Origin of the sequence: Bacillus sp. FSL K6-3459 (assembly GCF_038003305.1) — a bacterium.
In the GTDB taxonomy this organism is placed as follows: Bacteria; Bacillota; Bacilli; order Bacillales; family Bacillaceae; genus Bacillus; species Bacillus pumilus_O.
Window position 1 is genome coordinate 2,300,112 of the sequence record NZ_JBBOOW010000001.1, and the last position, 26,686, is coordinate 2,326,797.

Here is a 26,686-nt window from a genome sequence, read left to right on the forward strand (position 1 = left end):
TACAGGTAAAGAGCCGCAGTTTATCGCTGCGGCACCTTTGTTTGTTTTCGACTATAAACGCCAAGGCTGACATTGTAAAGCAGGTTGCCTTGAGGAGGATGTTATTTTTTCGGTGTGCTGTCGTCCATCTTCAGCACAGCCATAAACGCTTCTTGCGGGACTTCAACTGAGCCCACTTGTTTCATGCGCTTTTTTCCTTCTTTTTGCTTCTCAAGAAGCTTTCTTTTCCGGGAAATGTCTCCGCCATAACATTTAGCAAGTACGTTTTTACGCATAGCTTTAATAGTAGAGCGGGCCACGATTTTTTGTCCAATCGCCGCTTGAATTGGTACTTCAAAGTGCTGGCGTGGAATGAGTTCTTTTAGCTTATCTACGATGATCTTGCCTCGTTCATAGGCGTAATCGCGGTGAACAATAAAGGAAAGGGCATCGATTTTTTCGCCATTCAGCATGATGTCCATTTTCACTAGAGTCGATGGACGATAGCCAATCAGCTCATAGTCAAAGGACGCATAGCCTTTTGTATTGGACTTGAGCATATCAAAGAATTCATACACGATCTCCGCCAAAGGAATTTCGTACACAATGCTCACTCGGTTTGCATCAAGATATTGCATATCAATGAAATGTCCGCGCTTTCCTTGGCAAAGCTCCATGACAGAACCTACATAATCATTCGGTACCATCATTGTTGCTTTCACGTATGGTTCTTCAATTTTCTCAATCTTTTGCGGATCAGGCAGATTGGACGGGTTATCGACGATGATTTTTTCTCCGTCTGTCATATACACATCGTAAATAACACTTGGTGCTGTCGTAATGAGATCGATTTTAAATTCACGTTCAATCCGTTCTTGGATGATTTCCATATGAAGCATTCCAAGAAAGCCGCAGCGGAAACCGAAGCCAAGTGCTTGGGATGTCTCTGCCTCATATTGAAGTGAAGAATCATTTAATTCAAGCTTTTCTAGCGCTTCACGTAAATCGTTATATTTGGCTGTGTCAATCGGATAAAGACCGCAGTAAACCATCGGATTCAGCTTTCTGTATCCTGGCAGTGCTTCTTGTGCTGGGTTCACCGCACTTGTGATCGTATCCCCCACACGTGTATCGCCGACATTTTTAATTGCTGCTGTTAAGTAGCCAACATCTCCAACAGTGAGTTCATCTGTCGGCATGGCTTTTGGTGTGAATACGCCGACTTCAAGTACTTCAAATTCTTTGCCCGTCGCCATCATTTTGATTTTCTGACCTGGTTTGACGGTTCCTTCAACAATTCGTATGTACGCAATAACGCCGCGATACGCATCGTAAAGAGAATCAAATATAAGAGCTTGAAGCGGTGCTTCTGGGTCTCCAGCAGGTGCTGGCACCTTTTCGACGATTTGTTCTAAAATATCTTCGATCCCAATACCCGCCTTAGCCGAGGTGAGAACAGCTTCAGATGCATCCAACCCGATGACATCTTCAATTTCTCCTCTTACACGCTCAGGCTCTGCACTTGGCAGATCGATTTTATTGATAATCGGAAGAATTTCTAAGTTATTATCAAGAGCTAAATAAACGTTTGCAAGTGTCTGTGCTTCAATTCCTTGTGCTGCATCTACTACGAGAATTGCACCTTCACAGGCAGCAAGGCTTCGAGAAACCTCATAGGTGAAGTCGACATGCCCTGGTGTATCAATCAGGTGCATAATATATTCTTCTCCATCCTTCGCCTTATATTTCAGCTGGACAGAGTTTAATTTAATCGTTATGCCGCGTTCACGCTCTAAGTCCATGGAATCAAGTAATTGTTCTTTCATTTCTCGCTGCGTAATCGCCGCTGTTTTTTCTAAAATACGGTCAGCCAATGTGGATTTCCCGTGGTCAATATGGGCGATAATGGAGAAATTTCGAATTCTTGATTGCCGTTCTAATCGTTTTTCTTTATCTGTCACAATCTATCACTCCTACTATAAAACGCGGGTTGCGCTAGGTTAGATTATATCAATAGGGCTGTAAAGATTCAATCGAAATCAAGAAAAGCCGCTCATTGATTAGCGGCTTTGGTCATACAGTGTTGATTTGTTTATTTCCCATTCACCCAATCATACAGAGAACGAGCTGCATGTGTCATACCATCAGACAACGCCTTTCCTGCTTTGGAGAAGGCATTAAAGCTCTCTATTTCCTCAAGTTGCTTTTGTTTTTCGGCAAGATCCTTTTCTGTAACAGCTGTTCCTAAAATAGAGGCTTCTCGTTCTTCTTCGTCGTTCATTTGGATGGAGAAAGCGCCTTTTAATTGCGGGTCATGGTAACCCTTCATTTGCAGCATGCCATTATTCGCCTGCTGCATTCCTAAAAAGACGCCAAATAGCAAGACTAGTCCTAAAATAATGGTTTTTCCAATAAATGATCCCATGCACCGTCACCACCTTAAGAGCGTTTTTTCTCATCCTTTGATTTGCCGTTTACTTTTTCCGCATCCCAGAAAATGTCACTGAAGACATCAGCTGCTGCATTGGATGCATTTTTCAATTCTTCCATATTATTATCCACTCCGCCAAATTCTAAAAGAAGGGCTTTGTCGGATAAATCTTGATTATAAATTCCATTATCACCAATTTCGCCTTTGGCAAACACACCGACACTGAGCCCTTTATATTTTTTCTCCATCAAATGGTGGAACTCCGTCGCAAGCTTGAGGTTTTTCTCATAGCTTTGATTCTTCTTTCCCACAACAAACGCAATTCTCGCATATTTTTTCCCTTTGATCTCGGCAGTAGTGTCTTTCTTTCTTCTTGAGTCACGGTGGATATCGATTAAATATTCGAGGTCATCATTTTTCGCTAAGGCTTCTTTTACAACCAGTCTCGATTCATTATAAGACTGGGGATACTTGAGTCCTTTTTGCAGAAGCCGTTTTTCAACTTCTGTTTTGTCGACTGTATTCCCGATACCTTGCTGATCAAGCGCCTTTCCGAACATGTCGCCGACAAGGGTGACATTCACTTTAGAGTGCCGTGCATTGTTTGGATTCGTTTCTCCTTTTAAAAATGGTAAATATGATTCCGTATTATGTGTGTGGTAAATGTACACAGCTTTTCGTTTTCCTGTCGACCGGTCCGGCTCTTTCGTAGGCTTTTTCGGCACATCTTTGTCGAGCTTGTCCAGTTCTGCCAAGTTTGCTTCTTTTTCGTCTTGGATGACTTCACTTGGCGGCGGCGATTCCATTGGCATGTTGGTATAATCTGTTCCTTCACCCGCTAAGATAATTTTGGTATCAAAATGTTCAAATCCCGGGAGTTCTCTCCCTAGAAAACTACGCGGATCTTCTAAATTGATACTAGTTGCAAGCTTGAGTGACAGTCCTGAGAAATGAAATCCTTTTTGGTCTTTCGGGACGGCAGAGGCGAAATATTGGTTTTCCATGCCCATTAATGTGGCGAAAAACGCCCCGGAAAGTTCATCTGCTACACCATATAGCGAGGCTTGTGGCCTCAGCTCTGGCTTTAAAGATGTTAACGCCCCTGACATCACAAACACTACAACAAGCGAGGCTATAAATAAGAAAATGCTTTTAACTACTTTTGTTCCATTAATCGCAACGACCAACTGTCGAGGACGGCGGGGTCTTTTTTTCATGATTTACTCCCTCCAGCACGCTTTCTAGTAATTACACTATGAGCGAGCTAGAGAAAGTAGAACTGATTAATGATTATAAGAACCCATGTTATCTTGAGAGATTTTTTGGTGAAGCGCTGTGTTTAAACCATTGGCGAGCACGTTTGCCATATCATCAATGAATGTATCCACTTCCTTAGGTGTGACCATGAGGTTTTGCCCTAGTGGCGCAAGCACTTCATGGATCAGCTGCCGTTTCTCTTCTTCTGGAAGAGTTCCTACGATACCTAAGAATGATTGACGTGTTTCCTCATCTGGTAAGTCTTCTTCGTTTAGCACTTTTTTCTTCCCAAACGTCAAGCCAGCCGGCACAAGAGAGCGGGATGGCCGGTCATCTTTCAGTTCTCTACCAAAATGCTTTAAGACATAATCAATTGTGTCACTTGCAATGGTGACTGCATCTACGACTGTCGGAACGCCAATCGCAATCACTGGAATACCCAACGTTTCTTTGCTTAATTCTTTTCGCTTATTCCCTACACCTGAACCGGGGTGAATGCCTGTATCAGAGATTTGAATCGTCGTATTCACCCGCTCCACTGCACGTGCAGCAAGGGCATCGATTGCAATGACAAAATCGGGTTTGGACCTCTCGATGACACCTTGAATTATGTCGCTTGTTTCAATGCCGGTCAGTCCCATCACTCCCGGTGATAAAGAGGACACTGGGCGGTAGCCTTCCTGTACATTTTCCGGCTGCAATTCAAAAAGATGCCGGGTCACAAGCAGACTTTCAACTGTGAGCGGACCTAGCGCATCTGGCGTGACATTCCAGTTTCCTAGTCCTACTACTAGACAGCTCGCATCAGTCTGAATGCCTCGATCTTTTAAAAACTGAGCAAAATGATGGGCAAAAACTTCGACCACTTTTTCCTGCATCTCAGAATCTTTCTCCCGAATGCCCTGAGCCTCAAGTGTTAAGTATGTTCCTGCCTTTTTGCTGGTCAGCGCCTCCCCTTCTTTCGTGATCTCCACCGTGCGTATACGGATGCCGTGCTCCTCTTTTTCCTTTTCGACAATCCCTTGAATTCCGTCCTTTGTGACGACATTAGGATCGTTCTCTTGTTCTAGTATCTCTTTTGTCTCAACAGCTAAGTCTGTCCGAATTTGATAAGCACTTAAATCAAGCTTCTGTTTCTCCATAAAAAGACTCCTTCCACCAAGTAATTAACAGTAGTCTTTCCATCTCTTGAAAGAAACATTCGAGCACTTCATCAATGAAAAATACTTTACATTTATATTGCAATCTAAAGGTGTGTTTGATAGAATACAACTTGTTCTATTGTGAAGATTTAACCTTAAGACAATTGTGTTTAGGTTGTATCTTAGGAGGTGAAACACATGCCAAATATTAAATCAGCGATCAAACGTACAAAAACGAATAACGAACGCCGTGCACACAACGTGACAATCAAGTCTGCGATGCGTACTGCGATTAAACAAGTTGAAGTTTCTGTAGCTAACAACGATGCTGAGCAAGCAAAAGCTGCTCTTTCTTCTGCTGCAAAACGCATTGACAAAGCCGTTAAAACTGGTCTTGTACACAAAAACGCAGCTGCGCGTTACAAGTCAAGACTTGCTAAACAAGTAAACGGACTTTCTGCATAATGCTTGCAACGCCTCAGTAATGAGGCAATTGTTTAACTGTACGTCCGTCCTGACCGGCCCAGCCATTAGGACAGACTGGCAATTATACATCTAAACAAAAACGACCTTCTTTTTAGAAGGTCGTTTCAGCTTGTAGACAAAGTCTACAAGCTTTTTTGTATAATAAGGGTAATAACAATAATCTGTGGGGGATAAACATGTTATCGAAACGTGAAGAAGAAAGACGGAATCAATTAGAAGTAGTGGCTTTAGATGAATTAGTGCCTCAAGATCATCTTGTACGGAAAATAGATCAAGCAATCGATTTTGACTTTATTTATGATCTTGTCAAAGATCACTATAGTTCCGACAATGGAAGACCAAGTGTTGATCCTGTTGTTCTCATTAAGATGGTCTTAATTCAATATTTATTTGGTATTCGCTCTATGCGTCAAACCATTAAAGAAATTGAAACCAATGTGGCTTATCGTTGGTTTATTGGATATGGGTTTTCGGAGAAAATCCCGCACTTTTCTACCTTCGGTAAAAACTACGTGAGACGCTTCCACGATACAGATTTATTTGAACAAATTTTCTACCGAATCTTAAGAGAAGCGATGAAAAAAGGGTTCGTTGACCCGTCTATTGCCTTCATTGATTCCACTCATGTCAAAGCGAATGCCAATAAGAAGAAACTTGAAAAGAAAGTCGTTCGAGTAGAAACGCGAAGTTATCAAAACCAGCTTCATGAGGAGATCAATATTGATCGTGAAGAACATGGAAAAAAGCCCTTACCCCTACAGAATAAAGAAGAAACGAAGGAAATTAAGGTCAGTACAACTGATCCAGAGAGTGGCTACTATGTAAAGGATGAACGTGAAAAGTCATTTGCTTATTCATTTCATACAGCTTGCGATTCAAAAGGATTTATTTTAGGATCACTGGTCACAGGTGGCAACGTTCATGATAGTCGTATGTTAGATTCACTCGTGTCAAAGGTGACAGAGAAAATTGGCAAACCAAATGTAGTCGCAGTAGATGCTGGATATAAAACACCTTATATCGCTAAATTTTTAATGGATCAAGAGATAAGACCTGTCATGCCTTACACTCGTCCAAGAACAAAAGCAGGTTATTTGAAAAAGAGTGAATACGTGTATGATGCATATTTTGATTGTTACATTTGCCCCAACGGGCAAATTCTCTCTTATCGTACAACGACTAGAGAAGGCTATAAGCAATATGCGTCTGATTCAGAGGTATGTAAGTCCTGCTCGTATTTAGATAACTGTACACAAAGTCAAAATCACACCAAACAAATTCATCGGCATATTTGGCAAGACTATCTAGATGAAGCAGAAAATCTGAGACTTACTGAAATAAATAAGAGCATCTACGCAAAACGGAAAGAAACGATTGAACGCGTTTTTGCGGATGCAAAAGAAAAGCATGGTATGCGTTGGACGAAACTTCGTGGACTAAAAAAAGTTTCAATGCAAGCGATGCTTACTTTCGCTGCCATGAACCTTAAAAAGCTAGCAAACTGGACATGGAAAGTACCATGTCCAGCGTAAAACACATGATGTTTTTTCAAAAAATGTGAAAACCCCACTTTTACTTGAAGTAAAGGTGGGGTTTGTCTACGGTCTGAAACGACCTTCTTTTTAGAAGGTCGTTTTTTTATGTTCAAGCGCCTAATAGGCGAAGCAGAAACAATTCTAGCAATAGCTGCTTGTCCTTTTTACCGGTTTTCATTTCATAATCGATCGTTGATAGCTCTTTGACAATCTGCTTGAGCTCTTCTTCTGAAAACAGTCTTGCCTGATCCATAGCAAGTTTGACGCGGAATGGGTGGACTTTTAGATTTGAAGCAATTTGTTTTTGTCCATATCCTTGCTGAGCGAAATACTTCGTCTGCAAAATCAAACGAAATTGAGTAGATATGAGTGCCAATATTTTAATGGGTTCCTCATTTTGTTTCAGCAAGTCATAAAACATCTGCATGGCTTGAGAGCGGCGTCTGTTGACAATTTGGTTAATTAATTCAAAGATATTCTGCTCTAAGCTTCTTGCAACGAGTTGATTGACATCCGCTAATTCAATTTCTTCTCGCTCTCCAATATATGTACTCAGCTTCCTGACCTCTTGAAACAAGGAAGATAGACTTCCGCCGCACAGCATGACAAGCTGCTCAGCCGCTTCAGAGGAAATCGACTTTCCTTCTGTTTTCGCCAGTGTAATGGTGAAATCCGTTGTTTCTTTTGGGTTTAACTCTTTTGCCTCAACCATAGCCGCTTTCTTTTTTAGCAATTTAGTGATTTTCTTCCGTTCATCCAGCTTTTCATATGGTGCTAATAAGACAAGAATGGTATAAGGCGCCGGCTTTTCTAAATAAGCTTCTAACAGAGAAAGATCATGCTCGATCTTCTCTTTTTTCTTTTCCGCTGTAAGAAAATAAGGGTTCTTGATCACAACGAGACGCCTTTCTCCCATGAAAGGAAAGGTTTCTGCATCTGTCACAGCCTGTTCAAGTGGCACCTCTTCCATATCAAAGACGGAGTAATTAAAATCCTTTGTCTCCTCGTCTACTACAGCTTGTCTTAATTTAGCCGCTGTTTCTTGCAGTAAATACGTTTCTTTTCCATATAAGCAATAAACGGGATGGATATCCCCTCTTTTTAAATTGTTCCAAACCTCAAAGACCATAAATTGAATCCCTCTCTTTCACTTCCTCCTCTATCCTAAAGTGTGCGAAGACATTAGTAAAGAGGAAGCTGAAAGTACCGCCTCCTCATTTATAGTAAACGTCTGGTGCAAGCTCCCGGGTCAGCTTGCTTCAGACGATATTCATAAAATGATCATGAAAATGGAAAACGGTTACTTTACCTTCTAGCAATTCCAAATGAGTTCAAGTATACTAAAATTAGCCAGGAGGGATGAAAATGAATGAATTTGAAAAAAATGTTCAAAGCAAGCGGAATGATGTGACCGACTCAGCCGTTGGTTTTATCGTCACATTCGGATTTTTCGCCTCAATGTTTATTTTGGCAACCATTATACACCTCGTTGGATCTTAACTTCATGATTGCTACATGACTGCCGTTTTGGCAGTTTTTTTATTGTTTTTGTAAGATATCATATGGAGGATGCGTGTAAAACGTTCCTTTCTGCTCAAGAAATTCATAAGTCACACTCCCGTCTCGATCTGTGCGGTATACCTTCGTTTGATGATCCTTTAGTTTCTTCAAGACGTCCTGATGAGGATGCTGATAACGATTGCGTTCACCAGCCGAAATGAGCGCATGCGACGGCTTCAGATGCTGAAGCCACTCATCACTTGTTGACCCTTTACTTCCATGATGCCCAACCTTTAAGACATCTGCTCGCAGGTGAGGATAGGCTTCTATAATGTCTCGTTCTCCTTCATGTTCAAGATCTCCAGTGAACAGGAACCGTTTCCCGCCAAGAGAAAAAGCTAGAACAAGTGAATCATTGTTCTTACTTGTCACCATGTCTTGCGAAGGATGAAGAACCTCAAATATGTGCTCTCCAACTTGGAGCTGGTCTCCTCTTTCTAATTCATCAATCATGATCCCTTTTTCAGCTGCTTCTTTTAGCAGTTTTGCATCCTCTGGACTTCGAGCAAAACCTTTTGGTATGGCCAGCCGCTTCACTTTATTTCGCTTGATTAAACGAACCGCTTCTCCCATGTGGTCTTGATCTGCATGCGTGAGAATCAGTACATCAAGTTTTTTTATACCTTTTGAATGCATAAACGGGATTAGCGTTTGATCACCGATCGTAGACGCTTTACGCCTTTTTTTCCATGGTTCATCATCAAAAGATAATCTGCCACCTGTGTCCACAAGTAGATGTCCCTTTCGGTAAGGGAGCTGAATAAACAAACTATCCCCTTGTCCGACATCCAGCATCGTGACTTCTCCTTTTTGGAGAAAATTCGGGGTGAAATAGTGCGCACTCAAGACACCAATGAGTAATAAAATCGGCACGATATAAGATTTCATGGAACTATTGCACTCCACCATAAATAGCAGAAAAACAATGGCGCTCACTTCAAGAAGAATATGCCACCAAGTCGATTTCATAAAAATCAAATTGAACCCATCAAATACTGCCATATGAGCTGACAACTGATGACTTAGCTCGATGACCGAATCAAGCAGTTGGAACAACATTTGTCCAAGCGGAAGATAAATGATAGACATAAGAAAAAAGAGTAATGACAGAGGCAGGACAACTGTTGTATAAAAAGGGACAAATATCATATTCAATGGGATGCTCAGCAAAGAAAATTGTTGAAAATGATATAAAAGAACAGGGAGCGAAGCAAGCTGCGCAACAAATGAGATCAGGAATAACTGCATCACTGCACTTTTCGCTTGTGATAAGATACTGGTTGATAACAAAATAAAAAACGTTACCACGAATGAAAGCTGAAATCCGATATCAAATAGATATAGAGGATGAATCGCTAATAAGAATAAAAACGTTGCGCTTAATACGACAGCAGAAGGCTGTTTCATTTCTTTTGGCAGGCTTGTCATCACTAAATAGATTCCTGCCATGAGGCAAGCTCTTAAAACTGATGGTGCAGCACCTGTCAAACAAGCATAAACAGGAAGAAAGCATAATAGAAGAAGACGCGCTGTCTCTCTTGTCACACCAGCACGAAGGAGACACCAAAATAAACAGGCAAGAAGCGTTTGCACATGCAGTCCTGAGATCGCTAACAGATGAATAATGCCGAGCATTTGATAGTCTCTTAGCGTGTCAGGATCAATTAAGTCACGGTCTCCAAAAATGAGAGCTTGTACAATCCCTACAGAGTTTTTCGGCACATGATCTTCTAAGAATCTTAAACCCTTTTGCCTCATCTTTTGAAGATAATAGGAAGGACGATCATTTTTTGTACAGTCTTTGATTGACTGCGGTAAGAAAGTGGCGTGAATGCCTTTTGATTTTAGAAATTGATCGTAATGAAACCCGTTAGGAATGGTTGCATGTTTAGGCGGGCGAACACCACCTGTCATATGACAGCTCATACCTGGCTCTACGTCTTTTAGCGCCTCTTTTTCACGCTCTGTTTGAAAGGTATAGAAAGCGGCTAGTCGTTCATCACCTGTAAACACAGTGGCTGAAAAACGATTGCCATCTATTTTCGGAATACTTTCAATCACAACGGAGCCTGAAAAGAATTTTTCTTGAACAGGTTGATCTGTTTCAAAAAACTCATGAACCATAAAAATAAGAGTATAGACAGCTCCACATAGGCTGACCACGAGAAAGAGTTTGGGGATTTTTTTTAGTAGGCTGAGAAGTAAGATGATGAGAAGAAAGAGAAGGAAATACATATGTTGATGATATGCAGCTAGAGCAATTCCAACAGCTGCTGAAATTGCCCCAAACGGCAAATAATTAAACATAGGACGTAAATAATTGGTTCGCCTTTTCGTGCATATCGCGAATTTCGGTTTCATTAAGTCCTGATTCACTTAGCTTGCCAATTAAATCTGCAACAAAGGCTAATTTTTCTTGATTTTTCAAGTCGATGATCATTTCATCGAGTTCAACTTGTTCCGTTTGAACACCTGCCTGCTCAAATAAATCAATGGCGTATGGATGATTTTTATAATCCTTTGCATAGTATACGGTTCGAATACCTGCTTGTATAATAGCTTTACAGCACTGCAAACAAGGAAAATGCGTGACATATATTTCAGCATCGGCTGTAGGTGCACCAAATTTGGCACATTGTAAAATAGCGTTCATTTCCGCATGGATGGTGCGAACGCAGTGATGATCAATGACATAGCATCCCACATCTGCACAATGGACATCACCAGCAATTGAGCCATTATATCCTCCTGCAATGATACGCTTGTCTCTGACGATGGTCGCCCCAACAGCTAACCGCTCACAGGTGCTTCGTAAAGCAAGCAAATGGCTTTGTGCCATAAAATATTGATTCCATGAAATTCTTTCCACGAGCTGATCCCTCCAGAATGATGGTTGGTATTAAGTGTACATGCCTTCCTTCTATACCGTCAATTCTACTTAACGGTCAATTCATTTTTCAGCCGTTCAATGGTCTTCTCCCCAAAACCTGAAATGTTCCGCAAATCTTCAATTTGTTGAAATTCTCCGTGTTCCTCTCTGTACGCAATGATGGCTTCTGCTTTAGCTGGCCCAATTCCATTAATGGTTTGTAATTCCGCTGCATCAGCCTGATTCACATTGACACCTTGACCCTTTTCATTACCCGATGGAGCGCCTGCACCTGTTGTTTGTGTCTGCCTCTCTGCTTCTCCCTGCTTACGGACATAAATCATCATACTATCTTCTAATTTTGCTGCTTGATTAATTTCAATTGTGTCTGCTTTACTAGTAAAACCTCCTGCTCTTCGAATGGCTTCTTCTACTCGTGCATCACATTGAAACGTATAAACACCTGGCTTTTTTACAGCCCCTTTGACCTCCACAAAAATGGAGGATGATTCATTATCGGTCTTTTCTTGTTTGTCTTTTAATGTGATTTGTTTATCTTGATCGCCCTTCAAAACACTTGGCTCTCTAACGCTCTCCTTATTTCCAGCCAAAAGGAAGAAAAGGATGATGATCGCAACAATGAGGCCAGCTCCGATATAAAGACTGTATTTTTTCAATGGAATGAGTCGCTTCACGTGCTCACGCTTCTTTCAATCATATTTTTCTATTGCTCAACATACTGTTTAGAAGATAACAGATCCTATGCGCCTAAGGAGGGAGAACGTTTGAATATCGGGATAATCGGTACAGGAAACATGGGTACCATACTTACTGAGGCATTTATTGAATCAAAGGCAGTCAATCCCTCATCCATCACCATTACAAACCGGACCATTGAAAAAGCGTTCAATATAAAAAAGAGCCACCCAGAGCTTGAAGTAACAAAACAGCTTACAGGAGCTGTCATGAATAAGGATTTCATTTTTGTTTGTGTCAAGCCGCTTGATATTTATCCCCTTTTAAAAGAGCTGAGCCCTCTTTTAACAGAGCAACAAACCATTGTCATCATTACAAGCCCGGTTCATCCTGAACAGCTTCAGGATATCGTTCCTTGTCAAACAGCCAGGCTGATTCCAAGCATTACGAACCGCGCTTTATCAGGTGCTTCACTTTTAACATTCGGATCGTCATGCAGTGTCGCAACGAAAACAATGTTAAGACAATTAGCTACCTGCATTTCAACACCCATTGAAATTCATCATTCGATTACAAGAGCGGCGTCAGATATCGTCAGCTGCGGTCCTGCCTTTATCAGCTTCCTCGTTCAGAAAATGATTGAAGCAGCCGTTGAAGAAACAGGTATCTCTAAAGAAGAAGCCACCACCTTATCAGAAGATATGCTTGTAGGGCTTGGCCGTTTGATTGAAAAAAGAGTCTATACCCTTCCGACACTGCAAGACAAAGTGTGTGTAAAAGGCGGCGTCACGGGTGAAGGAATTAAAGCACTTGAAGCAGGGGTTCAAGATATGTTTCATCGTCTTTTTCAAAACACCCATGAAAAATTCGATGAAGATCTTGAAGCGGTCGCGCATCAATATCCGCCAAGTGTGTTTACTGATGATCGCAGAAATTAACCAACTCTGCAACAAGCGAAAAAAGGGTTTTAAAAAACCATCGTTCCATTAAACGATGGTTTTTGGTTTCTTAGCTGAAATGAAATATCTTTCGGCAAATTCCCCAGGCGCTTCATTTGTAAAATCAGCAGTCACTTCTATTTGTTCAAAGCCAGCGGACGCAAGGAACGCCGCATAGGTCTCAAATGAAAATGTACGCTGTTCATGTGTCTCATCATAACGCTGATACACATCTCCATCCTTTACAAAAAAGCTTAAATCGTGAATGACTGAATACATGTCATCCCCTTTATCACTCTGCCAAATATAGCTGATCTCATCATCTTGATCGGCATAAGTCGAACCTGGAAATACCTCTTCCATTTTATAAGGAGTATGAACATCAAAGAGTAAAACCCCATCTTCCTCTAAAAGCTGAAACATGTTTTTAAAGGTTTTTTTGACGTCATTTTCATTTTTTAAGTAATTCAAGGAATCACAGCAAATAACCGCCACTTGAAAGACTTGCTCAAAACCCGTCAGCTCTCTCATATCTTGATGTAAAAATTGAATGGACTGTTTTTTCGCCTGTGCTTTTTGCTGCGCGAAGGCGAGCATTTCTTCACTGAGGTCAATTCCTGTGACTGCGTGACCCTTTTCAGCTAACCGAAGAGCAATCTCTCCAGTTCCACAGCCAACATCAATAATGGCAGCATTCGGTTTGATATTCTGCTGGATCCACTGAACCCATTCATCATAAGGTGCATGTGTCATGAGCTCGTCATACACACCTGCAAACCCTTGATAAATCATGAGTTAATGCCAAGTGAAAGCGTTTCTCTCGGCGCATCTCCCCATAGCTTCTCTAGGTTGTAGTATCCTCTTTCTTCTTTGTGGAACACATGAGCAATGACATCACCAAGATCGATCAATACCCATCTTGCTTCATCAAAGCCCTCCATTTTCTTCACTTCGATTCCACTTTCCTCTGCAAGATGTTTTACTTCTCTTGCAATGGCCTGCACTTGTTTATCAGAGTTCCCGTGACAAATGAGAAAATAATCGGCAACAAGTGAAATTCCTTGCATATTAAGGGCAATAATATCTTCAGCCCGTTTATCATCGCATGCTCCTGCCGCGACGTTTAAAATTGATGATGAATCCATCCAAATTCCTCCTTAATTGTTCTTGTGCACAAGTGAGTTGTAAGTCGCAAGCGTATCTGGAAAGACTGGCTGATTCTTTTTCAATAAAAAGCTGATCGTGTTTTTCAGTGACTGAATCAGTGCGCTATCCAAATCTCGCTCTGCTAACTCTCTTACTTCTTCAACACCAGGGAAATGACGTCCTGGTTCGATATAATCAGCGACATAAATGACCTTTTCAAGTAATGTCATGTTGGGTCTGCCTGATGTATGGAATTCAATAGCCGTTAAAATGTCTTGGTCGTTAATAGCTGCTTCCTTTTTAACCAAATAGGCACCGACCGGGGCATGCCAAAGCTCTGGCGAATATTCCAGCAATAGAGGGTTCATCTGTTCCTGCTGGATAATTCCCTTCATTTCATCCTTTGGTCTAAATTTCGCATAATCATGAAAAATAGCGGCGATCTCTGCTTTTTTCACATCTGCACCGAACCGTTCCGCTAATGAAATGGCTGTCTCCATAACCCCGAGTGTATGTGTATATCTATGCTCTGTTAACTGCTCTTTGACACAGTTCAATGCTTCTTCACGATTCATATAAGTGATGCTCCTTTATATAACGCTCAACAGGTTTCGGTATCAAATAATCGACAGGTTTTTCCTGCATGATTCGCTGCCTAATCAATGTCGATGATACATCAAAAGCTGGAACATCTGCAAATAAAAGAGGATATGTCGTATTTCCGGTATAACCCGGTCTTTTCATCCCAATAAAAGTAATCATCTGAAGCAAATCATCAATCTGATGCCATTTTGGCAAATACTCGACCATGTCCGCTCCAATCATAAAAAAGAACTCATCTTCAGGATGACGCTTCTTTAAAAGCTCCACCGTATCTACTGTATAAGATGGACCCTCCCGCTCCATTTCAATGAGCTCCAGCCGAAAATGTGGATTTGACTCGATCGCCGCTTCCACCATTTTCACCCGGTGATGACTATCTGCTCGCTTCCGATCTGTTTTATGAGGAGGCTTGTGACTTGGGATAAACCAAATTTCATCAAGCCCTACTTGAAAACGCACCTCATTTGCCATCAGCAAATGCCCATTATGAGGAGGATCAAACGTACCGCCGAACAATCCTATTTTTTTCATATCATATCCACCTTTACGGCAGCTTAATTTGTTTGTTTTCCTTCGATTCTTTATAAAGGACAATCACATTTCCGATCGTTTGAACAAGTTCAGCTTTTGTACCTTTGACAAGTGCTTTCGCAACTTCCGTTTTGTCCTCGTCGCAGTTTTGTAATATGCTGACTTTTAACAGTTCTCTTACTTCAAGCGCTTCGGAAATCTGCTTGGTCATATTGTCATTTACCCCACCTTTTCCTACTTGAAAAATAGGTGATAAATGATGTGCTTTTGCACGTAAAAAACGTTTTTGTTTCCCTTTTAACATGGTGTTCCTCCTAATTTCTGTATCACAATTGACTTCATTTTTCTTACGTCAGGCGTGATGCCTGTCCACAGTTCAAAAGCTCTCGCTGCTTGTCCAACAAACATGCCGACACCATCTACTGTTTTCAAACCTAACCCGGCTGCTTCTCTGAGCAGTTTTGTTTCTATTGGATTATACACAATATCACAAACAACCGCTGTTTTTTTTGCATTTGCTAAAGAAATCGGGGTTTCTTCAACATTCGGGTGCATACCAATAGAGGTCGTATGGATGATGACATCATATTCCCCAAGCTGCTCTTCCGCCGTCTTTAATGTAATGGCACTAGAAGTGATGTTCCCATCTGCACTTTTAATTAAAGCCTCAGCTTTTTCAATGGTGCGGTTGGTGATATCAAAGCTTTTCGGTGCATAGTCAGCAATTGTCGTATAAATAGCTCTTGCCGCTCCGCCAGCACCAATTAAGAGAAATGAAAGCTCTGATAATGGCTGATCCAAGGCTTCAAGCAATGAATGAAGAAAGCCCTCTCCATCTGTGTTGTACCCAATGAGCTGACCTTCTTCAAGCCGCACCGTATTGACGGCACGCAGGCGTTCAGCTGTTACATCAATTTTGTCCAGGTACTGCATGATGTCTACCTTGTGCGGGACAGTGACGTTAAAGCCGCTGATTCCTAAGGCTTTCATACCGCTAATCGCATCTTTCAGGTCATCATTTTCTACTTGAAAGCCGTGATAATGTCCATCAATTCCAGCATCCTTTAATGCTGCATTATGAATATCCGGAGACATTGAATGGCCAACAGGGTTACCGATTACTCCGTATAAAGGTTTCAAGGTCTCTCCCCCTCTAAACAATTAAATTAACGAACGTCTCAAAAACACATGCACGCCTTTTGGCGCATAGACTTTGATTTGCTTACCTGCATCATTTGCCGTGATCCACCCTAAGCCTGAGAAGACGATATCCATTTTCGGCTGATCAATGGTAAAGGTATGCGGAACGAGTGGAGGAAAATCTTCCATCCCCTCTTTTGATGGCGGTGATAGCAGTTCTCCTGCATGTTTTTCATATAAATCATCTGCGTTCTCTAACTTTGTTCTGTGTATGTTCAGCTCATTTGGCATATAGCAAACAAATGACGTTCTGCCGCCTTTGACATAATCAAATCGAGCAAGTCCACCAAAATAAAGCGTTTGTGCTTCATTTAATTGGAACGTTCTCGGTTTCAATTCTTTTTTCGGGGTTAAGATCTTCAAGTCATTTTTGCTGACATAGTGCGCCATCTGATGGCGGTTGATAATGCCCGGCGTATCAAATAGAGCAGATCCGTCATCAAGCGGGATCTCAATGGCATCAAGAGTTGTACCTGGATATTGGGATGTGGTGATTACGTTCTCTTCGCCAGATACCTCTTTGATGATTCGATTAATAAATGTGGATTTCCCAACATTCGTACAGCCAACGACATAGACATTTCTTCCTTCGCGATAATGATCGATCGCTTCCATTACCTCAGGGACGCCCTGACCTCTGCTTGCACTGATTAAGAACACATCGATCGGGTTCAAGCCGTTTTCTTTCGCTTCCCGTTTCATCCAATGAACCAAACGATCTTTTTTCACGGATTTCGGTAAAATATCTACTTTGTTGCCGACGAGTAAAATCGGGTTACCACCGACAATACGACTCAGCCCATTTATCCAGCTTCCGTTAAAGTCAAAAATATCAACGACCTTGACAATCAGAGAATCTGTCTCTCCGATGCTGTGCAATATATTTAAAAAGTCGTCTTCCGTTAAAGAAACATCTTGTATTTCATTGTAGTTCTTTAACCTAAAACAGCGCTGACAGATCACATCTTCTTTCAATAGAGATGCTGCCGGCGCATATCCTAATTGATCTTTATCTTCCGTCTGAATGGCTACACCGCAGCCAATACAAACAACCTTTTCCATTATTACTCTTCCTCCCACTGAATGTGGCCCTTACGCTTTAAGGCTCCTAAAATTCTGCGTTCAATCTGCCTGTTAAACTTAGTGAAAAATCCGTCTGAGGCAGCAACAGGAACGACCAAAATCGTATGGAAGCCGTGACGATTCCCGCCTAGAACATCGGTCATGAGCTGATCCCCAATAACCACCACATCTTCTTTTTTCAATTGCATATCAGCGACGGCCTTATTAAAAGCTCTTCCCATCGGTTTTTTCGCTTTATAAATAAACGGGATATGAACTGGTTCAGAAAAAAGCTTGACCCTTTTTTCATTATTGTTCGATACAATCGTCACTTGGATCCCGTGATCTTTCATTTCTTGAAACCATTCAATTAAGCGGGGCGTCGCACTTGGACGATCCCATTCTACTAGTGTGTTATCTAAATCGGTAATAATTCCTTTTACATTTCGTTCTTTTAGTTTTTGCGGTGAAATGTGGAAAATGCTTTTCACAAATTCATCCGGTAAGAAATACTTCTTTAGCACAATTTGCACCCTTTCTTCCATTGGTTTTTCAGCGATTGTGTCGAATCAAATCACAATTTGTCTGTCTATCGAATACAATGAAAAAGTTTTCGACATATGATGAGGACCTTCAACAGGTGTGGATAATTTTACACACATTATCCACCTATATTTCATCACGCTTTCATTCAATTATAAACACTCTACCCACAAGTTATCCACTTCACCATGTGGATAACAGAACGATTGTTCTTGTTTCCCATTCATGGTAGATTAAAGGTACTTCAGAGACATTCGATCAACCTATGATGATATGTCTTTTCCTCAAGTTTTATGCCAACTTTTTCAGGGGAGGTGTTTTTCCCATCATATGGGTTTCTAGTATGAAAAAGCTGTCAGATGATTTACTTATAGAATCGTACTATAAAGCAAATGAAATGAACTTAAATCGCGACTTCATTGAATTAATTGAGACAGAAATGAAAAGACGTTCGCTCGGGCATATGCTCTCTGTTTCCTCTTAATTCCATATCACAGGAACCATGCCTCCCGAGCACTCTCCTTTTTTAAACTCAGGTGACTGATATTATATCACTTGCGCTATAGGCTTACTACTATTTTCCGTAAAAAACACCCCTTCTCAAGTAAAGAAGAGGTGTCTTATTTGCAAGGCTGTTCATTCCAAAACCATAACCCTCCACCTACGACCAAAATGACCACAAGGAACACAACAAGAAAAGCGTAACCGATACCTGCTCCTTGAGCTGGATAAGGCGAACACGCAGGGTAAGGATAAGAGCATCCCCACATATCAGTTACCTCCTTCTAGGAAGATATACTGTTAGACTATGCTGGATGGATGGTCTTGTTTAGGCAGATGACCATCATTTAAAAATGTTTAATAACATCACGCTCTTTGATTTCGTTATAAATGATTCTTGCCCCTTTTGGCGTCATATGATTGCCAGAAGGGTCGATCAAACCTGATTGAATCAGCGCATTGTCACTATCTTCGCCTGCTTCTCGGATGAACGCTTTCCAGTTGTCAACAAGCGGTACTTGATGATCCTTGGCTATTTCTCTCGTGATGTCATTATAGGAATTTTGCCAAGCTCTTGCCCCGCCTCTCTCAGCAAAATAAGATGACTTATACCTAGAGTAATAATACAAGCCCTTTTTTCCGCCTTCTACAACAGGGACGCACGTCATGAGAATCGGGGTAATGCCTGCTTTTCTACTCTCAGAAATGAAGTAGGTTACGTTTTCTTTAAACCTTTTTTTCGTCACACGGGGATGTTTCCCGTCTAAAATCGCCGCATCATTCGTCCCGAACATGATGAGGACGTAAGTTGGTTTCTGCTTTAAAATATCCTGCTCAAAGCGCAGCTTCGCATCTTCAGTCGTCTGCCCGCCAATTCCTGCGTTCTTCACTTGAATTTGACCGCGCTCGACGTTTTTCATGAGATTCACCCATTTTTCAGATGTTGGATAATCTCGAAAGTCCCAATTTGATCCCTTTGTATTGCTGTCGCCAAATGCAATGACACTTTCTTGTTCTGGCTTTGAGCACCCAGCAGCGACACAAAGTAGGATGAAAAGGACAACATATTTCTTCACAACATTCACCTCCAAAAGCCCTCTTCATATAGTAAACGACAAGACTTTTGGTTTCAATGAATGACTGTTTTTGACGAATCTCCTATTGCAGTTGAACTGGTACATACGCTTTGTCATGATGCAGTAGTTCGCTCACTTTAACAAATTCATAGCCTCGATCCTTTAATTCAGGAATCACTTGTTTCAGTGCTTCGACCGTTTGCTTCCGGTTTCCCCCGCCATCATGCAAAAGAATAATATCGCCGCCTTGAATATGATCAATAATTCGGCTCGCAATTTTGTGTGCGCCTGGTCTTGACCAGTCCTTCGGATCTTGCGTAAAGGACCACATGACCACATCATATCCTTGTTTAGACAAAATGCGGAAAGATTTCATCGTCAAGCGGCCACCAGGAGGACGAAATAATAAGGGCCCGCCAGGCTGAAGCGAAGCGATATGAGCCGCTGATTCTTTTAGCTCCTGCTTGATCTCCTTTGAAGATAACAGGTCAAAATACGTATGATTCATCGTGTGGTTGCCAAGCTCATTTCCCTCGCCTACGATTCGTTTCGCAATGTCTGGATATGTATGAATCCGGCTGCCTATAGCAAAAAAGCTGGCATTCACTTGATGCTCCTTCAGCACGTCTAAGACTTGATTCGTGTACACTGGATGAGGTCCATCATCAAAGGTCAGTGCAATCTTTTTTCGTTCCTGTCTCATGTCCCAAAAAGCTCGTCCTGTTTTTTCTAGGTCGATTCTTTTTAATGTTCGAGCTTCTATTTTATTAGGAACAAACGTGCATAGCAGTAATATACACAGCAAGACATGCAACCCTCTCATTTGACCGCCTCCACAGAACATTCTTACAGATTAAATTGCCCGCTTTTTGATGAATCATTCAGCATTCGTGGTCACGATCCGCATCTCTAACTTCTTTTTTTACATAAAAAAAAGCTGGCCATCAGGCCCGCTTTTTGTTTCACGTTTGGTTTCTCTCTTCAACTGTCGAACGTTGCTTAGAATTCATACAGACACTCTCCTTCTTGGATTTGATTTTGAGCCCATAATAATTTCTGATAATACTGGTTGGACTTCTGGTATTGTTGAGAGGCTTCTAAGGCTGTCGCAATTTCTAGTGAGATATCCTCTATATAAGAGTATAGGCTAAGTTTTTCCAAATAATCAATGGTTTTTTGCAGTTGTTCTTCATTCATTTCTTGAACATATAAAGCATCTAGATACTCAAACATATGACAGAACAGCAGGTCTTCATGCTTCTTTGCAGCTAATTTTCCATCTTCTAATATGCGGCATGCTGCTACTTGTTCATTTTGTCTAAAAAGCAGTTTTGCCAGCGTATAGAGCGTATGTGGAAGCGTGGGAAGTTGCTCTTTACTGGCAATATCAGCCGATTCTGTTAAATAGCGTTCTGCTTCCTCAAGGTAGCCCAGCTCCCCATAACATTTCCCTAAATTATAAAGCGCTGAACTGTATATCCGCGGATGATCAATTTGTGATGCGAGCTGTTTTGCCTTTTTTAAATGAGGCAGTGCCCGGTCTTTTCGTTTTAAATCTTGATAGTTTCCTGAAATCACAAACAGGCACTGAATGATGCGAATTGAATAAGCATCATGCTGATCGTATATTTCCAGCGCCTTTAAAATATGATGCATCGAGACATGCGTTTGCTTCATAATATAGTAGGCTTCTGCTACTTTAAAATGAAACTCAGCCTGCTCAATATCATCAAATACCATGGACAGCTGTTTTTCTGCCACTCGGTAATATTTGACGGCTTCTAAATATTCTTTTTGACTAAACTCATGCATGCCACGAAAAAATGCATGGTAATAATGCAGCATATCAGATAACTCATGATTGGAGTTTTCGATTTTATCGACAAGATTAGATACTGAGAAAGGTTGATATTTTGAAGGGTGTATATAGTCAAGCATGATCTGGTGCCGAAAACACATGAGCTGATAATAAATCAGTAAATGCTGGTCCTCTTCCATCCGTTCAATTTCCGCTTCTACTTCTGCTTTCAGGATTTCCGCATCTGGAACACTGAACTGCCGTATCATTCGATACCATTCATTAATTTTCATACCTACATGTGAAGAAAGAACCTTCCCCATGTTCCGAAAAAACCCCTTCCTTTTCGGTCTAATATTACATATTTTAGCACGCTTCTTGACCGCCAAGCACCGCAAAGAAACCGCAAACATATGAAAATGGCAGCAAAAACAGACGCACAGAAGCCCGTTTTTTTCGAAAAAGATGATTTTTTCATCGTACAGACACAGACAATCCCCCCTTCACATACATTTGAGGATATAGGCAGTGGCCTAAACATGGTGGAGGTGAAAATCGTGGCAGGAGTATTTACAGCGATGGGATTGATGGTCAAAGAATTGGTGTTCTTAGTGTCCTATGTCAAAAACAATGCCTTTCCACAGCCCCTTTCGGGAGATGATGAAAAAAAATACTTAGCCCTTATGGCACAGGGCGATGAACACGCGAGAAATATGCTGATTGAACATAACCTTCGGCTCGTCGCCCATATTGTCAAGAAATTTGAAAATACCGGGGAAGACGCAGAAGACCTCATCTCCATCGGGACGATCGGACTCATTAAAGCCATCGAAAGCTATTCCTCTGGAAAAGGAACAAAGCTGGCAACGTATGCCGCGCGGTGTATTGAAAATGAAATCCTGATGCATTTACGCGCGCTCAAAAAGACAAAAAAAGATGTCTCCTTGCATGACCCCATTGGTCAGGATAAAGAAGGCAATGAAATTTCTTTAATTGATGTCTTAAAATCCGAAAATGAAGATGTGATTGATACGATTCAGCTCAACATGGAGCTTGAAAAAGTAAAGGAGTATATCGACATTCTCGACGGCCGGGAAAAAGAAGTGATCGTCGGCCGGTTCGGACTTGATTTAAAGAAAGAAAAAACGCAGCGGGAAATAGCCAAGGAGCTCGGGATATCGCGGAGTTATGTATCACGTATTGAGAAGCGAGCGCTGATGAAGATGTTTCATGAGTTTTACCGGGCGGAGAAGGAGAAACGGAAGCGAGAGAAGGGGAAGTGAAAATAATTCCTTCCAACTACTAATAAAAAACAGACCTTGTTGGGTCTGTTTTTTTGAACATCACAATAGAGCTGACATACACAAAAAACTATGTCATGTTTTATCCTCATTTATTTCACTATGTTATTTTCTTTTAAGAAACGCTTAAAATGCTTATGACCTTCCTCCTCAATTAAATCATCTTCAATCAGATAATCTCCAATCAATAGCCCGAGATCATCCCACTCCTCATATTCCTTCAAAAGTGTTACCCCATAACTTTTATGATCAAAAAACAATAACCATCTTCCGGTATCTAAACTCTTAAAAAACACGCCTTCATAATCAAAACCATGTTCATAATACCCTACATGTAAATGCATAGTATCGTCTATTCTCTGTAATTTTTCTTCTGTACCCAACTTCATCTTGCGCTCCTAACTTTTCATATCCTTCTGAAAATCAATATCCCTCAACTCAACCCATTCAACAAGGTCAGGAACTGTTTTTGTCGTCAAAAAATGGTGAACGATTTGATACGCTTTATAACGATCGACATAGCTGCACGACGGCACATACAATGGGGCTCCTGCGACAAAATGCTCGATCGTTTCAATTTTCTCTTCCTTTTTAAAAGGGACCAAAAAATTTGGATATCTCATGATCAAGAACCCATACGGTTCCGTATAAAAGAAAACTAGACTTTCACTTTCCCCATCTTCTTCCATCTCAATGGAAGATTCCCCATTACCTTGTGTCCAATACTCTTCACCCTCCTGAAAGAAAATCTTTTTCATGAATTCTTCTCCCGGATTTTCTACTGGAGCTCCTGTGGGGCCGTAGTATAAAAACATTAATATCGCTCCTTCATGCCTATATCAACTTGTTAACCAACAGTTCTATTTCCTTCAAATTGATAAAAAGCTTGTGGTTCTTCGTTTAATTTTAGCAAGTGATATAGCTTTGGGTTTAGCTTTTGAAAGTTTTGCTTGCTGACCCATTTTACTTCTTCAATATCATGATCCGGATCAAAAATACTCATTTGTCCTCCGGTGATTTCAGCAAAAAAGGTAATCATCAGTGCATGATGCTTTTTGTCTTGAAAGTATGCTTCTCGAACCGAATGAAGTTCCTTTACTTTGCAAACATACCTGTCTCTTCTTTCACCTCGCGGATCACGGCTTGATGCAGGTGTTCTCCTTTTTCTACAGCACCACCAGGAAGTTCCCAATATCCCTTTACGTTTTTGACCATTAAAATATTTTCTGCCTCATCATTCATAATAGCTGATACTACGTCTACTCTTTTCAAATGAATCTCCCTCAATCATTCTCTTTTCTCATCAATTATCCAATAAATAGCACGAACTGTTCATTTCAATACATTCATTATACGGTATCCTTGATACAAGAGAATGGATAAGAAAGCAAACAGCTTTCGTGAGCAGATTGGAGGCCACAGCATGTGGATCATCATCATTTTACTTATTGTCCTCATTGGGTTTACAGGGAATATCGTTTCTTTATTAAGACAAATGAAAGAATCAAACGAGAAAATTATACAACTGTTAGAACAGCAAAAACCGAAAAAATAAAAACCTCACTCTTTTAGAGAGAGGTTTTTTAGAGTAAGCCATTATTCTTACCGTTTCTCATGAAGCAACATATATCTGATTCGACGAATATAATGCAGCGCAATATGAACGAGACATAAAATGAGCCCGATCATCGCAAGAATATAAATGGGCAGCATCAAACCAGGTACATAGTTGACGATAAAACCCAAACAAAACGCTGTCAGCATATATAGGCTGATCAACCTCATCAATACCATTCGAAGCCCTCCCTTTCTACAACTTTAACATCATTTCCTTTATTTTCATAATTTGATTTAAAAAAATGCGAATCCACTAAGATTCGCATAATCATTACATATTCAATTCACCTTTCTTCGCCCGGGCTTCCTTCCACTGTTCAAGCTCTGATACTGTCAATAATTGATACCCTTGTTTGGTTAATTCCTTGATAATCGTGACGGCTGCGTTTGCCGAGGTGTCATAGATGTCATGCATCAAAACAGTTTCTCCGCTAGATGCATGTGTGAGAATGTAGTTGGCAACGTACTCGCTGTTGCGATATTTCCAGTCTTCAGGATCTACGTCCCAAAGCGTGACTTTCATGTTAACAGCCGCGTTGATTTGCCCGTTTGTTCCTCCATATGGCGGTCTAAAGTGAGTTGGGGTGAACCCGCCCGCTTTTTCAATGATTTGCTGGGTCTCTTCCACTTGTTTGACGGCTTGTTTTAATGGCAGTCTTGTGAGTAAAGGATGACTATAGGAATGATTTCCGATTTCATTCCCACCCTTTCTGATTTCACCTAGCATATCAGGGTAATATTGTACCCTGTTTCCTAATACAAAAAATGTGGCATGTCCTTTGTTTTCTTTTAAGGCTTTTAAGATTTTTGAGGTCGTGGATGGATTTGGTCCATCATCAAATGTCAGGGCAATGGCTTTTTGATTTGGGTTGAAGGTTGCTTGTTTTGGCAGTTTGACAAGCTTTCTTTGTGAGATTGGTTCTTTTTTCTCATTTTTGTTCTTTTCTTTATGAATGTATTCAGGCTTTAACATTCCTTTAAGCAGTGTTTTTTTAATCGCCAGCACTTGAGGACCTTGTTCGCTTGGTGCGATTTGTCCTGCTGGGAAGTAGAATTCAATAAAACGATCTTTGATGGCAAAATACTGATAATGCTCTGCAGCAGGAGACGTTCCTTGCTTGAGCAAATGCTCATTTTCAGCAAGAGAGCGATCTTTTTTTAATTCATCAAATGTCATATGTGACAGTTTTTGTAAATCTTCTTTCTTTGATAAAAACAAATCATCTATTGATAAAAAATGCTGTTTCTTGAAATCAAAATTGAATAACTTCGTTTGATGTGCGCCTTTTACTCCGCCTTTCAATTCATATGTTTTAAATTTGATCGCAACGGTTTGTTTGGCATAATGAATGATCTCGTAATCTATGTTTAATTCATACCGATGATCTTCATCGACATCGCTTGCTTCACTAAATGATGTTTTGAATCTGTCTAGCGCTGTTTCTGCAAATCTTTTCATCTCTTGATCTAGCTTTTTTTGATGAAACACCGGATAGTTGACAGCATATCTCATGTATCTCCCGTCATTCACGAGGGTGACTATTTCCACTTCTTTATAGCTCGCATCTTGTTCTACTTTCTTCCTCTCCGTCCCACTTGCCTGCTGATTATGATAAAACGCAGCAATTCCGATGATGATTGCAAGTACGCATAGGACGAGACTAATTTTCCATTTCTTTGACACAATAATTCCCCTCTCGTGATGGCGTCATGCCTTAATGACGTGTGTTTGTAGGATAGACTTTGTGCGAACCCCATTTAGTTTTGAAAAAACATAATCGTCACATTTTAGACACATTTAGAAAGAGGAATAGAAAAAAGGGCTTGATTTCTCAGCCCTCTCATTATTTTTGCATATATAGTTGAAATAATCTCGTTTCTTCATCAATCGAACTCGCTCGATCAAAAGCCGCTCTGACCGTCTTTGTATTGTTCAAGCGCTCATAAAGCATGGTCAATACAAAGATAAATGCTGCATTTCCATCAATGTAATCATCCGGCGCTACATAGGACATGGCACCTGCTTCTAAAAAGGCATCTGCTAGTTTTTTCTCACCTAGTGTGCAGCCTGTAGAAATAACGTGAACTCCTTTTAATGAAGCATACTGCCTGATGTCATCCGCTCCAAAAGCAGCGCTTCTAGGCTCCCCATCTTCGTATACATCTTTTCCTAATTCCGGCATGAGAAATGCTCCTTCTTCCCCATGAAATGATAGAAGAATATAATCGGTTTCTCCTCTATTTTTTCCAGATAACACATTGATCAGGTCATTTGGTCTTCCGATCCATTGCATATCGACTTTCACGCCGAAGTTTTCAAGTGCTGCACGCAGCGCAAAAGATTCTAGTTCACTATTTGGTCCTGCTGCTAACATGATGCGCATGGCCTGTTGATTCACTTTTATCTCCTCCAGA

General features: G+C 40.9%; 34 protein-coding genes. 7 read left to right on the forward strand and 27 right to left on the reverse strand.

The features are described 5' to 3' along the window. Positions 1 to 101: 101 nt before the first annotated feature. The 4 genes from lepA to gpr form a co-directional block, all read right to left on the reverse strand. Positions 102 to 1,940, reverse strand: a complete 1,839-nt coding sequence (lepA, locus tag MHI35_RS11645; protein ID WP_088000422.1) for a translation elongation factor 4 — start codon at positions 1,938 to 1,940, stop codon at positions 102 to 104. Positions 1,941 to 2,071: 131 nt separating this feature from the next. Beyond that, entirely contained in the window at positions 2,072 to 2,404 is a 333-nt protein-coding gene (locus tag MHI35_RS11650) for a YqxA family protein (protein ID WP_044139432.1), read from the reverse strand. 14 nt (positions 2,405 to 2,418) lie between these two features. Further along, on the reverse strand, positions 2,419 to 3,627 hold the full coding sequence (locus tag MHI35_RS11655; RefSeq protein WP_144522124.1) for a stage II sporulation protein P: 1,209 nt from the start codon (positions 3,625 to 3,627) through the stop codon (positions 2,419 to 2,421). A gap of 66 nt (positions 3,628 to 3,693) precedes the next feature. After that, positions 3,694 to 4,809, reverse strand: coding sequence for a GPR endopeptidase (gene gpr, locus MHI35_RS11660; protein WP_144486582.1), 1,116 nt, complete (start codon positions 4,807 to 4,809; stop codon positions 3,694 to 3,696). A gap of 198 nt (positions 4,810 to 5,007) precedes the next feature. Here gpr and rpsT point away from each other — a divergent pair, with 198 nt between their 5' ends. Next, on the forward strand, positions 5,008 to 5,274 hold the full coding sequence (gene rpsT, locus MHI35_RS11665; protein WP_003217506.1) for a 30S ribosomal protein S20: 267 nt from the start codon (positions 5,008 to 5,010) through the stop codon (positions 5,272 to 5,274). Between the two features lie 197 nt (positions 5,275 to 5,471). Next, entirely contained in the window at positions 5,472 to 6,827 is a 1,356-nt protein-coding gene (locus MHI35_RS11670; protein ID WP_284553661.1) for an IS1182 family transposase, read from the forward strand. Between the two features lie 112 nt (positions 6,828 to 6,939). Here the strand turns inward: MHI35_RS11670 and holA are convergent, their stop codons facing one another. Further along, on the reverse strand, positions 6,940 to 7,959 hold the full coding sequence (gene holA, locus MHI35_RS11675) for a DNA polymerase III subunit delta (RefSeq protein WP_211063015.1): 1,020 nt from the start codon (positions 7,957 to 7,959) through the stop codon (positions 6,940 to 6,942). A 236-nt stretch (positions 7,960 to 8,195) separates the two neighbouring features. On the opposite strand from holA, the gene MHI35_RS11680 reads away from it, so the two are divergent. Further along, positions 8,196 to 8,330: a YqzM family protein gene (locus tag MHI35_RS11680; RefSeq protein ID WP_012010638.1), complete on the forward strand. Its 135-nt coding sequence runs from the start codon at positions 8,196 to 8,198 to the stop codon at positions 8,328 to 8,330. 39 nt (positions 8,331 to 8,369) lie between these two features. Here MHI35_RS11680 and MHI35_RS11685 read toward each other — a convergent pair whose 3' ends face one another. The 3 genes from MHI35_RS11685 to MHI35_RS11695 form a co-directional block, all read right to left on the reverse strand. Next, positions 8,370 to 10,697, reverse strand: coding sequence for a DNA internalization-related competence protein ComEC/Rec2 (locus MHI35_RS11685; protein WP_211063034.1), 2,328 nt, complete (start codon positions 10,695 to 10,697; stop codon positions 8,370 to 8,372). Beyond that, positions 10,690 to 11,259: a ComE operon protein 2 gene (locus MHI35_RS11690; RefSeq protein ID WP_211063014.1), complete on the reverse strand. Its 570-nt coding sequence runs from the start codon at positions 11,257 to 11,259 to the stop codon at positions 10,690 to 10,692. The genes MHI35_RS11685 and MHI35_RS11690 overlap by 8 nt, the downstream gene beginning before the upstream one ends. Before the next feature lie 65 nt (positions 11,260 to 11,324). Beyond that, positions 11,325 to 11,954, reverse strand: a complete 630-nt coding sequence (locus MHI35_RS11695; protein WP_211063013.1) for a helix-hairpin-helix domain-containing protein — start codon at positions 11,952 to 11,954, stop codon at positions 11,325 to 11,327. Between the two features lie 90 nt (positions 11,955 to 12,044). Here MHI35_RS11695 and comER point away from each other — a divergent pair, with 90 nt between their 5' ends. Next, positions 12,045 to 12,893, forward strand: coding sequence for a late competence protein ComER (comER, locus tag MHI35_RS11700; protein ID WP_144522134.1), 849 nt, complete (start codon positions 12,045 to 12,047; stop codon positions 12,891 to 12,893). A 48-nt stretch (positions 12,894 to 12,941) separates the two neighbouring features. Here comER and MHI35_RS11705 read toward each other — a convergent pair whose 3' ends face one another. Genes MHI35_RS11705 through MHI35_RS11740 form a run of 8 tightly spaced genes read right to left on the reverse strand, consistent with a single transcriptional unit; the run spans position 12,942 to position 17,959 of the window. Continuing rightward, positions 12,942 to 13,685 (reverse strand): class I SAM-dependent DNA methyltransferase, encoded by a 744-nt coding sequence (locus tag MHI35_RS11705; protein WP_211063012.1) that lies wholly within the window; start codon positions 13,683 to 13,685, stop codon positions 12,942 to 12,944. Next, positions 13,682 to 14,038: a ribosome silencing factor gene (gene rsfS / locus MHI35_RS11710; RefSeq protein WP_003217467.1), complete on the reverse strand. Its 357-nt coding sequence runs from the start codon at positions 14,036 to 14,038 to the stop codon at positions 13,682 to 13,684. The genes MHI35_RS11705 and rsfS overlap by 4 nt, the downstream gene beginning before the upstream one ends. A 12-nt stretch (positions 14,039 to 14,050) precedes the next feature. Continuing rightward, on the reverse strand, positions 14,051 to 14,614 hold the full coding sequence (yqeK, locus tag MHI35_RS11715; RefSeq protein ID WP_211063011.1) for a bis(5'-nucleosyl)-tetraphosphatase (symmetrical) YqeK: 564 nt from the start codon (positions 14,612 to 14,614) through the stop codon (positions 14,051 to 14,053). Then, a complete protein-coding gene (locus MHI35_RS11720; RefSeq protein WP_211063010.1) occupies positions 14,604 to 15,173 on the reverse strand; it encodes a nicotinate-nucleotide adenylyltransferase in 570 nt (189 codons plus the stop codon). Before MHI35_RS11720 ends, yqeK begins: the two co-directional genes overlap by 11 nt. 13 nt (positions 15,174 to 15,186) lie before the next feature. Beyond that, positions 15,187 to 15,477, reverse strand: coding sequence for a ribosome assembly RNA-binding protein YhbY (gene yhbY / locus MHI35_RS11725; RefSeq protein WP_012010646.1), 291 nt, complete (start codon positions 15,475 to 15,477; stop codon positions 15,187 to 15,189). Next, positions 15,471 to 16,313 carry a shikimate dehydrogenase gene (aroE, locus tag MHI35_RS11730; RefSeq protein ID WP_335349049.1) on the reverse strand — a complete coding sequence of 281 codons (843 nt, stop codon included), beginning with the start codon at positions 16,311 to 16,313 and terminating at the stop codon, positions 15,471 to 15,473. The genes yhbY and aroE overlap by 7 nt, the downstream gene beginning before the upstream one ends. A gap of 21 nt (positions 16,314 to 16,334) precedes the next feature. Continuing rightward, complete coding sequence (yqeH, locus tag MHI35_RS11735; protein WP_144455833.1) at positions 16,335 to 17,435, reverse strand: ribosome biogenesis GTPase YqeH; 1,101 nt, start codon at positions 17,433 to 17,435, stop codon at positions 16,335 to 16,337. A gap of 2 nt (positions 17,436 to 17,437) precedes the next feature. After that, on the reverse strand, positions 17,438 to 17,959 hold the full coding sequence (locus tag MHI35_RS11740) for a YqeG family HAD IIIA-type phosphatase (RefSeq protein WP_044139602.1): 522 nt from the start codon (positions 17,957 to 17,959) through the stop codon (positions 17,438 to 17,440). Positions 17,960 to 18,321: 362 nt separating this feature from the next. Between MHI35_RS11740 and MHI35_RS11745 the strand changes: the two genes are divergently transcribed. Further along, the gene (locus MHI35_RS11745; RefSeq protein ID WP_003217327.1) at positions 18,322 to 18,462 is read left to right on the forward strand and encodes a sporulation histidine kinase inhibitor Sda; all 141 of its coding nucleotides are present in this window, start codon (positions 18,322 to 18,324) and stop codon (positions 18,460 to 18,462) included. Positions 18,463 to 18,598: 136 nt separating this feature from the next. Here MHI35_RS11745 and MHI35_RS11750 read toward each other — a convergent pair whose 3' ends face one another. The 4 genes from MHI35_RS11750 to MHI35_RS11765 form a co-directional block, all read right to left on the reverse strand. Continuing rightward, positions 18,599 to 18,748, reverse strand: a complete 150-nt coding sequence (locus tag MHI35_RS11750; RefSeq protein ID WP_162900857.1) for a hypothetical protein — start codon at positions 18,746 to 18,748, stop codon at positions 18,599 to 18,601. A 78-nt stretch (positions 18,749 to 18,826) separates the two neighbouring features. Then, positions 18,827 to 19,555, reverse strand: coding sequence for an SGNH/GDSL hydrolase family protein (locus tag MHI35_RS11755; protein WP_223251261.1), 729 nt, complete (start codon positions 19,553 to 19,555; stop codon positions 18,827 to 18,829). 82 nt (positions 19,556 to 19,637) lie between these two features. Next, positions 19,638 to 20,378 (reverse strand): polysaccharide deacetylase family protein, encoded by a 741-nt coding sequence (locus MHI35_RS11760; protein WP_211063008.1) that lies wholly within the window; start codon positions 20,376 to 20,378, stop codon positions 19,638 to 19,640. Between the two features lie 176 nt (positions 20,379 to 20,554). Further along, on the reverse strand, positions 20,555 to 21,676 hold the full coding sequence (locus MHI35_RS11765; RefSeq protein ID WP_211063007.1) for a Rap family tetratricopeptide repeat protein: 1,122 nt from the start codon (positions 21,674 to 21,676) through the stop codon (positions 20,555 to 20,557). Positions 21,677 to 21,907: 231 nt separating this feature from the next. Between MHI35_RS11765 and sigK the strand changes: the two genes are divergently transcribed. Then, positions 21,908 to 22,636 carry an RNA polymerase sporulation sigma factor SigK gene (gene sigK / locus MHI35_RS11770; protein ID WP_034738387.1) on the forward strand — a complete coding sequence of 243 codons (729 nt, stop codon included), beginning with the start codon at positions 21,908 to 21,910 and terminating at the stop codon, positions 22,634 to 22,636. A gap of 110 nt (positions 22,637 to 22,746) precedes the next feature. Here the strand turns inward: sigK and MHI35_RS11775 are convergent, their stop codons facing one another. The 4 genes from MHI35_RS11775 to MHI35_RS11790 form a co-directional block, all read right to left on the reverse strand. Beyond that, the gene (locus tag MHI35_RS11775; RefSeq protein WP_335349048.1) at positions 22,747 to 23,043 is read right to left on the reverse strand and encodes a DUF3986 family protein; all 297 of its coding nucleotides are present in this window, start codon (positions 23,041 to 23,043) and stop codon (positions 22,747 to 22,749) included. 9 nt (positions 23,044 to 23,052) lie between these two features. Further along, positions 23,053 to 23,469: a hypothetical protein gene (locus tag MHI35_RS11780; protein WP_217016652.1), complete on the reverse strand. Its 417-nt coding sequence runs from the start codon at positions 23,467 to 23,469 to the stop codon at positions 23,053 to 23,055. Between the two features lie 32 nt (positions 23,470 to 23,501). After that, positions 23,502 to 23,657 (reverse strand): hypothetical protein, encoded by a 156-nt coding sequence (locus MHI35_RS11785; protein ID WP_335349047.1) that lies wholly within the window; start codon positions 23,655 to 23,657, stop codon positions 23,502 to 23,504. Positions 23,658 to 23,749: 92 nt separating this feature from the next. Beyond that, positions 23,750 to 23,926, reverse strand: a complete 177-nt coding sequence (locus MHI35_RS11790; protein WP_335349046.1) for an NUDIX hydrolase — start codon at positions 23,924 to 23,926, stop codon at positions 23,750 to 23,752. Positions 23,927 to 24,077: 151 nt separating this feature from the next. On the opposite strand from MHI35_RS11790, the gene MHI35_RS11795 reads away from it, so the two are divergent. After that, positions 24,078 to 24,209, forward strand: a complete 132-nt coding sequence (locus tag MHI35_RS11795; protein ID WP_260850340.1) for a hypothetical protein — start codon at positions 24,078 to 24,080, stop codon at positions 24,207 to 24,209. A 47-nt stretch (positions 24,210 to 24,256) separates the two neighbouring features. On the opposite strand, the gene MHI35_RS11800 is transcribed toward MHI35_RS11795, so the two are convergent. The 3 genes from MHI35_RS11800 to MHI35_RS11810 all read right to left on the reverse strand — a co-directional run bounded on the left by MHI35_RS11800 (position 24,257) and on the right by MHI35_RS11810 (position 26,670). Next, positions 24,257 to 24,448, reverse strand: coding sequence for a hypothetical protein (locus MHI35_RS11800; RefSeq protein WP_003217441.1), 192 nt, complete (start codon positions 24,446 to 24,448; stop codon positions 24,257 to 24,259). Between the two features lie 94 nt (positions 24,449 to 24,542). After that, positions 24,543 to 25,955 (reverse strand): polysaccharide deacetylase family protein, encoded by a 1,413-nt coding sequence (locus MHI35_RS11805; RefSeq protein ID WP_335349045.1) that lies wholly within the window; start codon positions 25,953 to 25,955, stop codon positions 24,543 to 24,545. 160 nt (positions 25,956 to 26,115) lie between these two features. Further along, entirely contained in the window at positions 26,116 to 26,670 is a 555-nt protein-coding gene (locus MHI35_RS11810) for a delta-aminolevulinic acid dehydratase (protein ID WP_211063004.1), read from the reverse strand. Positions 26,671 to 26,686 lie beyond the last annotated feature (16 nt).

Coding starts and splice junctions, on each gene's coding strand:
- MHI35_RS11650 (WP_044139432.1), bottom strand. CDS start 2,404: ATGGGATCATTTATTGGAAAAACCATTATTTTAGGACTAGTCTTGCTA.
- MHI35_RS11655 (WP_144522124.1), bottom strand. CDS start 3,627: ATGAAAAAAAGACCCCGCCGTCCTCGACAGTTGGTCGTTGCGATTAAT.
- gpr (WP_144486582.1), bottom strand. CDS start 4,809: ATGGAGAAACAGAAGCTTGATTTAAGTGCTTATCAAATTCGGACAGAC.
- rpsT (WP_003217506.1), top strand. CDS start 5,008: ATGCCAAATATTAAATCAGCGATCAAACGTACAAAAACGAATAACGAA.
- MHI35_RS11670 (WP_284553661.1), top strand. CDS start 5,472: ATGTTATCGAAACGTGAAGAAGAAAGACGGAATCAATTAGAAGTAGTG.
- holA (WP_211063015.1), bottom strand. CDS start 7,959: ATGGTCTTTGAGGTTTGGAACAATTTAAAAAGAGGGGATATCCATCCC.
- MHI35_RS11680 (WP_012010638.1), top strand. CDS start 8,196: ATGAATGAATTTGAAAAAAATGTTCAAAGCAAGCGGAATGATGTGACC.
- MHI35_RS11685 (WP_211063034.1), bottom strand. CDS start 10,697: ATGTTTAATTATTTGCCGTTTGGGGCAATTTCAGCAGCTGTTGGAATT.
- MHI35_RS11705 (WP_211063012.1), bottom strand. CDS start 13,685: ATGATTTATCAAGGGTTTGCAGGTGTGTATGACGAGCTCATGACACAT.
- rsfS (WP_003217467.1), bottom strand. CDS start 14,038: ATGGATTCATCATCAATTTTAAACGTCGCGGCAGGAGCATGCGATGAT.
- yqeK (WP_211063011.1), bottom strand. CDS start 14,614: ATGAATCGTGAAGAAGCATTGAACTGTGTCAAAGAGCAGTTAACAGAG.
- MHI35_RS11720 (WP_211063010.1), bottom strand. CDS start 15,173: ATGAAAAAAATAGGATTGTTCGGCGGTACGTTTGATCCTCCTCATAAT.
- yhbY (WP_012010646.1), bottom strand. CDS start 15,477: ATGTTAAAAGGGAAACAAAAACGTTTTTTACGTGCAAAAGCACATCAT.
- yqeH (WP_144455833.1), bottom strand. CDS start 17,435: ATGGAAAAGGTTGTTTGTATTGGCTGCGGTGTAGCCATTCAGACGGAA.
- MHI35_RS11745 (WP_003217327.1), top strand. CDS start 18,322: ATGAAAAAGCTGTCAGATGATTTACTTATAGAATCGTACTATAAAGCA.
- MHI35_RS11750 (WP_162900857.1), bottom strand. CDS start 18,748: ATGTGGGGATGCTCTTATCCTTACCCTGCGTGTTCGCCTTATCCAGCT.
- MHI35_RS11760 (WP_211063008.1), bottom strand. CDS start 20,378: ATGAGAGGGTTGCATGTCTTGCTGTGTATATTACTGCTATGCACGTTT.
- MHI35_RS11765 (WP_211063007.1), bottom strand. CDS start 21,676: ATGGGGAAGGTTCTTTCTTCACATGTAGGTATGAAAATTAATGAATGG.
- MHI35_RS11775 (WP_335349048.1), bottom strand. CDS start 23,043: ATGAAGTTGGGTACAGAAGAAAAATTACAGAGAATAGACGATACTATG.
- MHI35_RS11780 (WP_217016652.1), bottom strand. CDS start 23,469: ATGTTTTTATACTACGGCCCCACAGGAGCTCCAGTAGAAAATCCGGGA.
- MHI35_RS11785 (WP_335349047.1), bottom strand. CDS start 23,657: ATGAGTATTTTTGATCCGGATCATGATATTGAAGAAGTAAAATGGGTC.
- MHI35_RS11795 (WP_260850340.1), top strand. CDS start 24,078: ATGTGGATCATCATCATTTTACTTATTGTCCTCATTGGGTTTACAGGG.
- MHI35_RS11800 (WP_003217441.1), bottom strand. CDS start 24,448: ATGGTATTGATGAGGTTGATCAGCCTATATATGCTGACAGCGTTTTGT.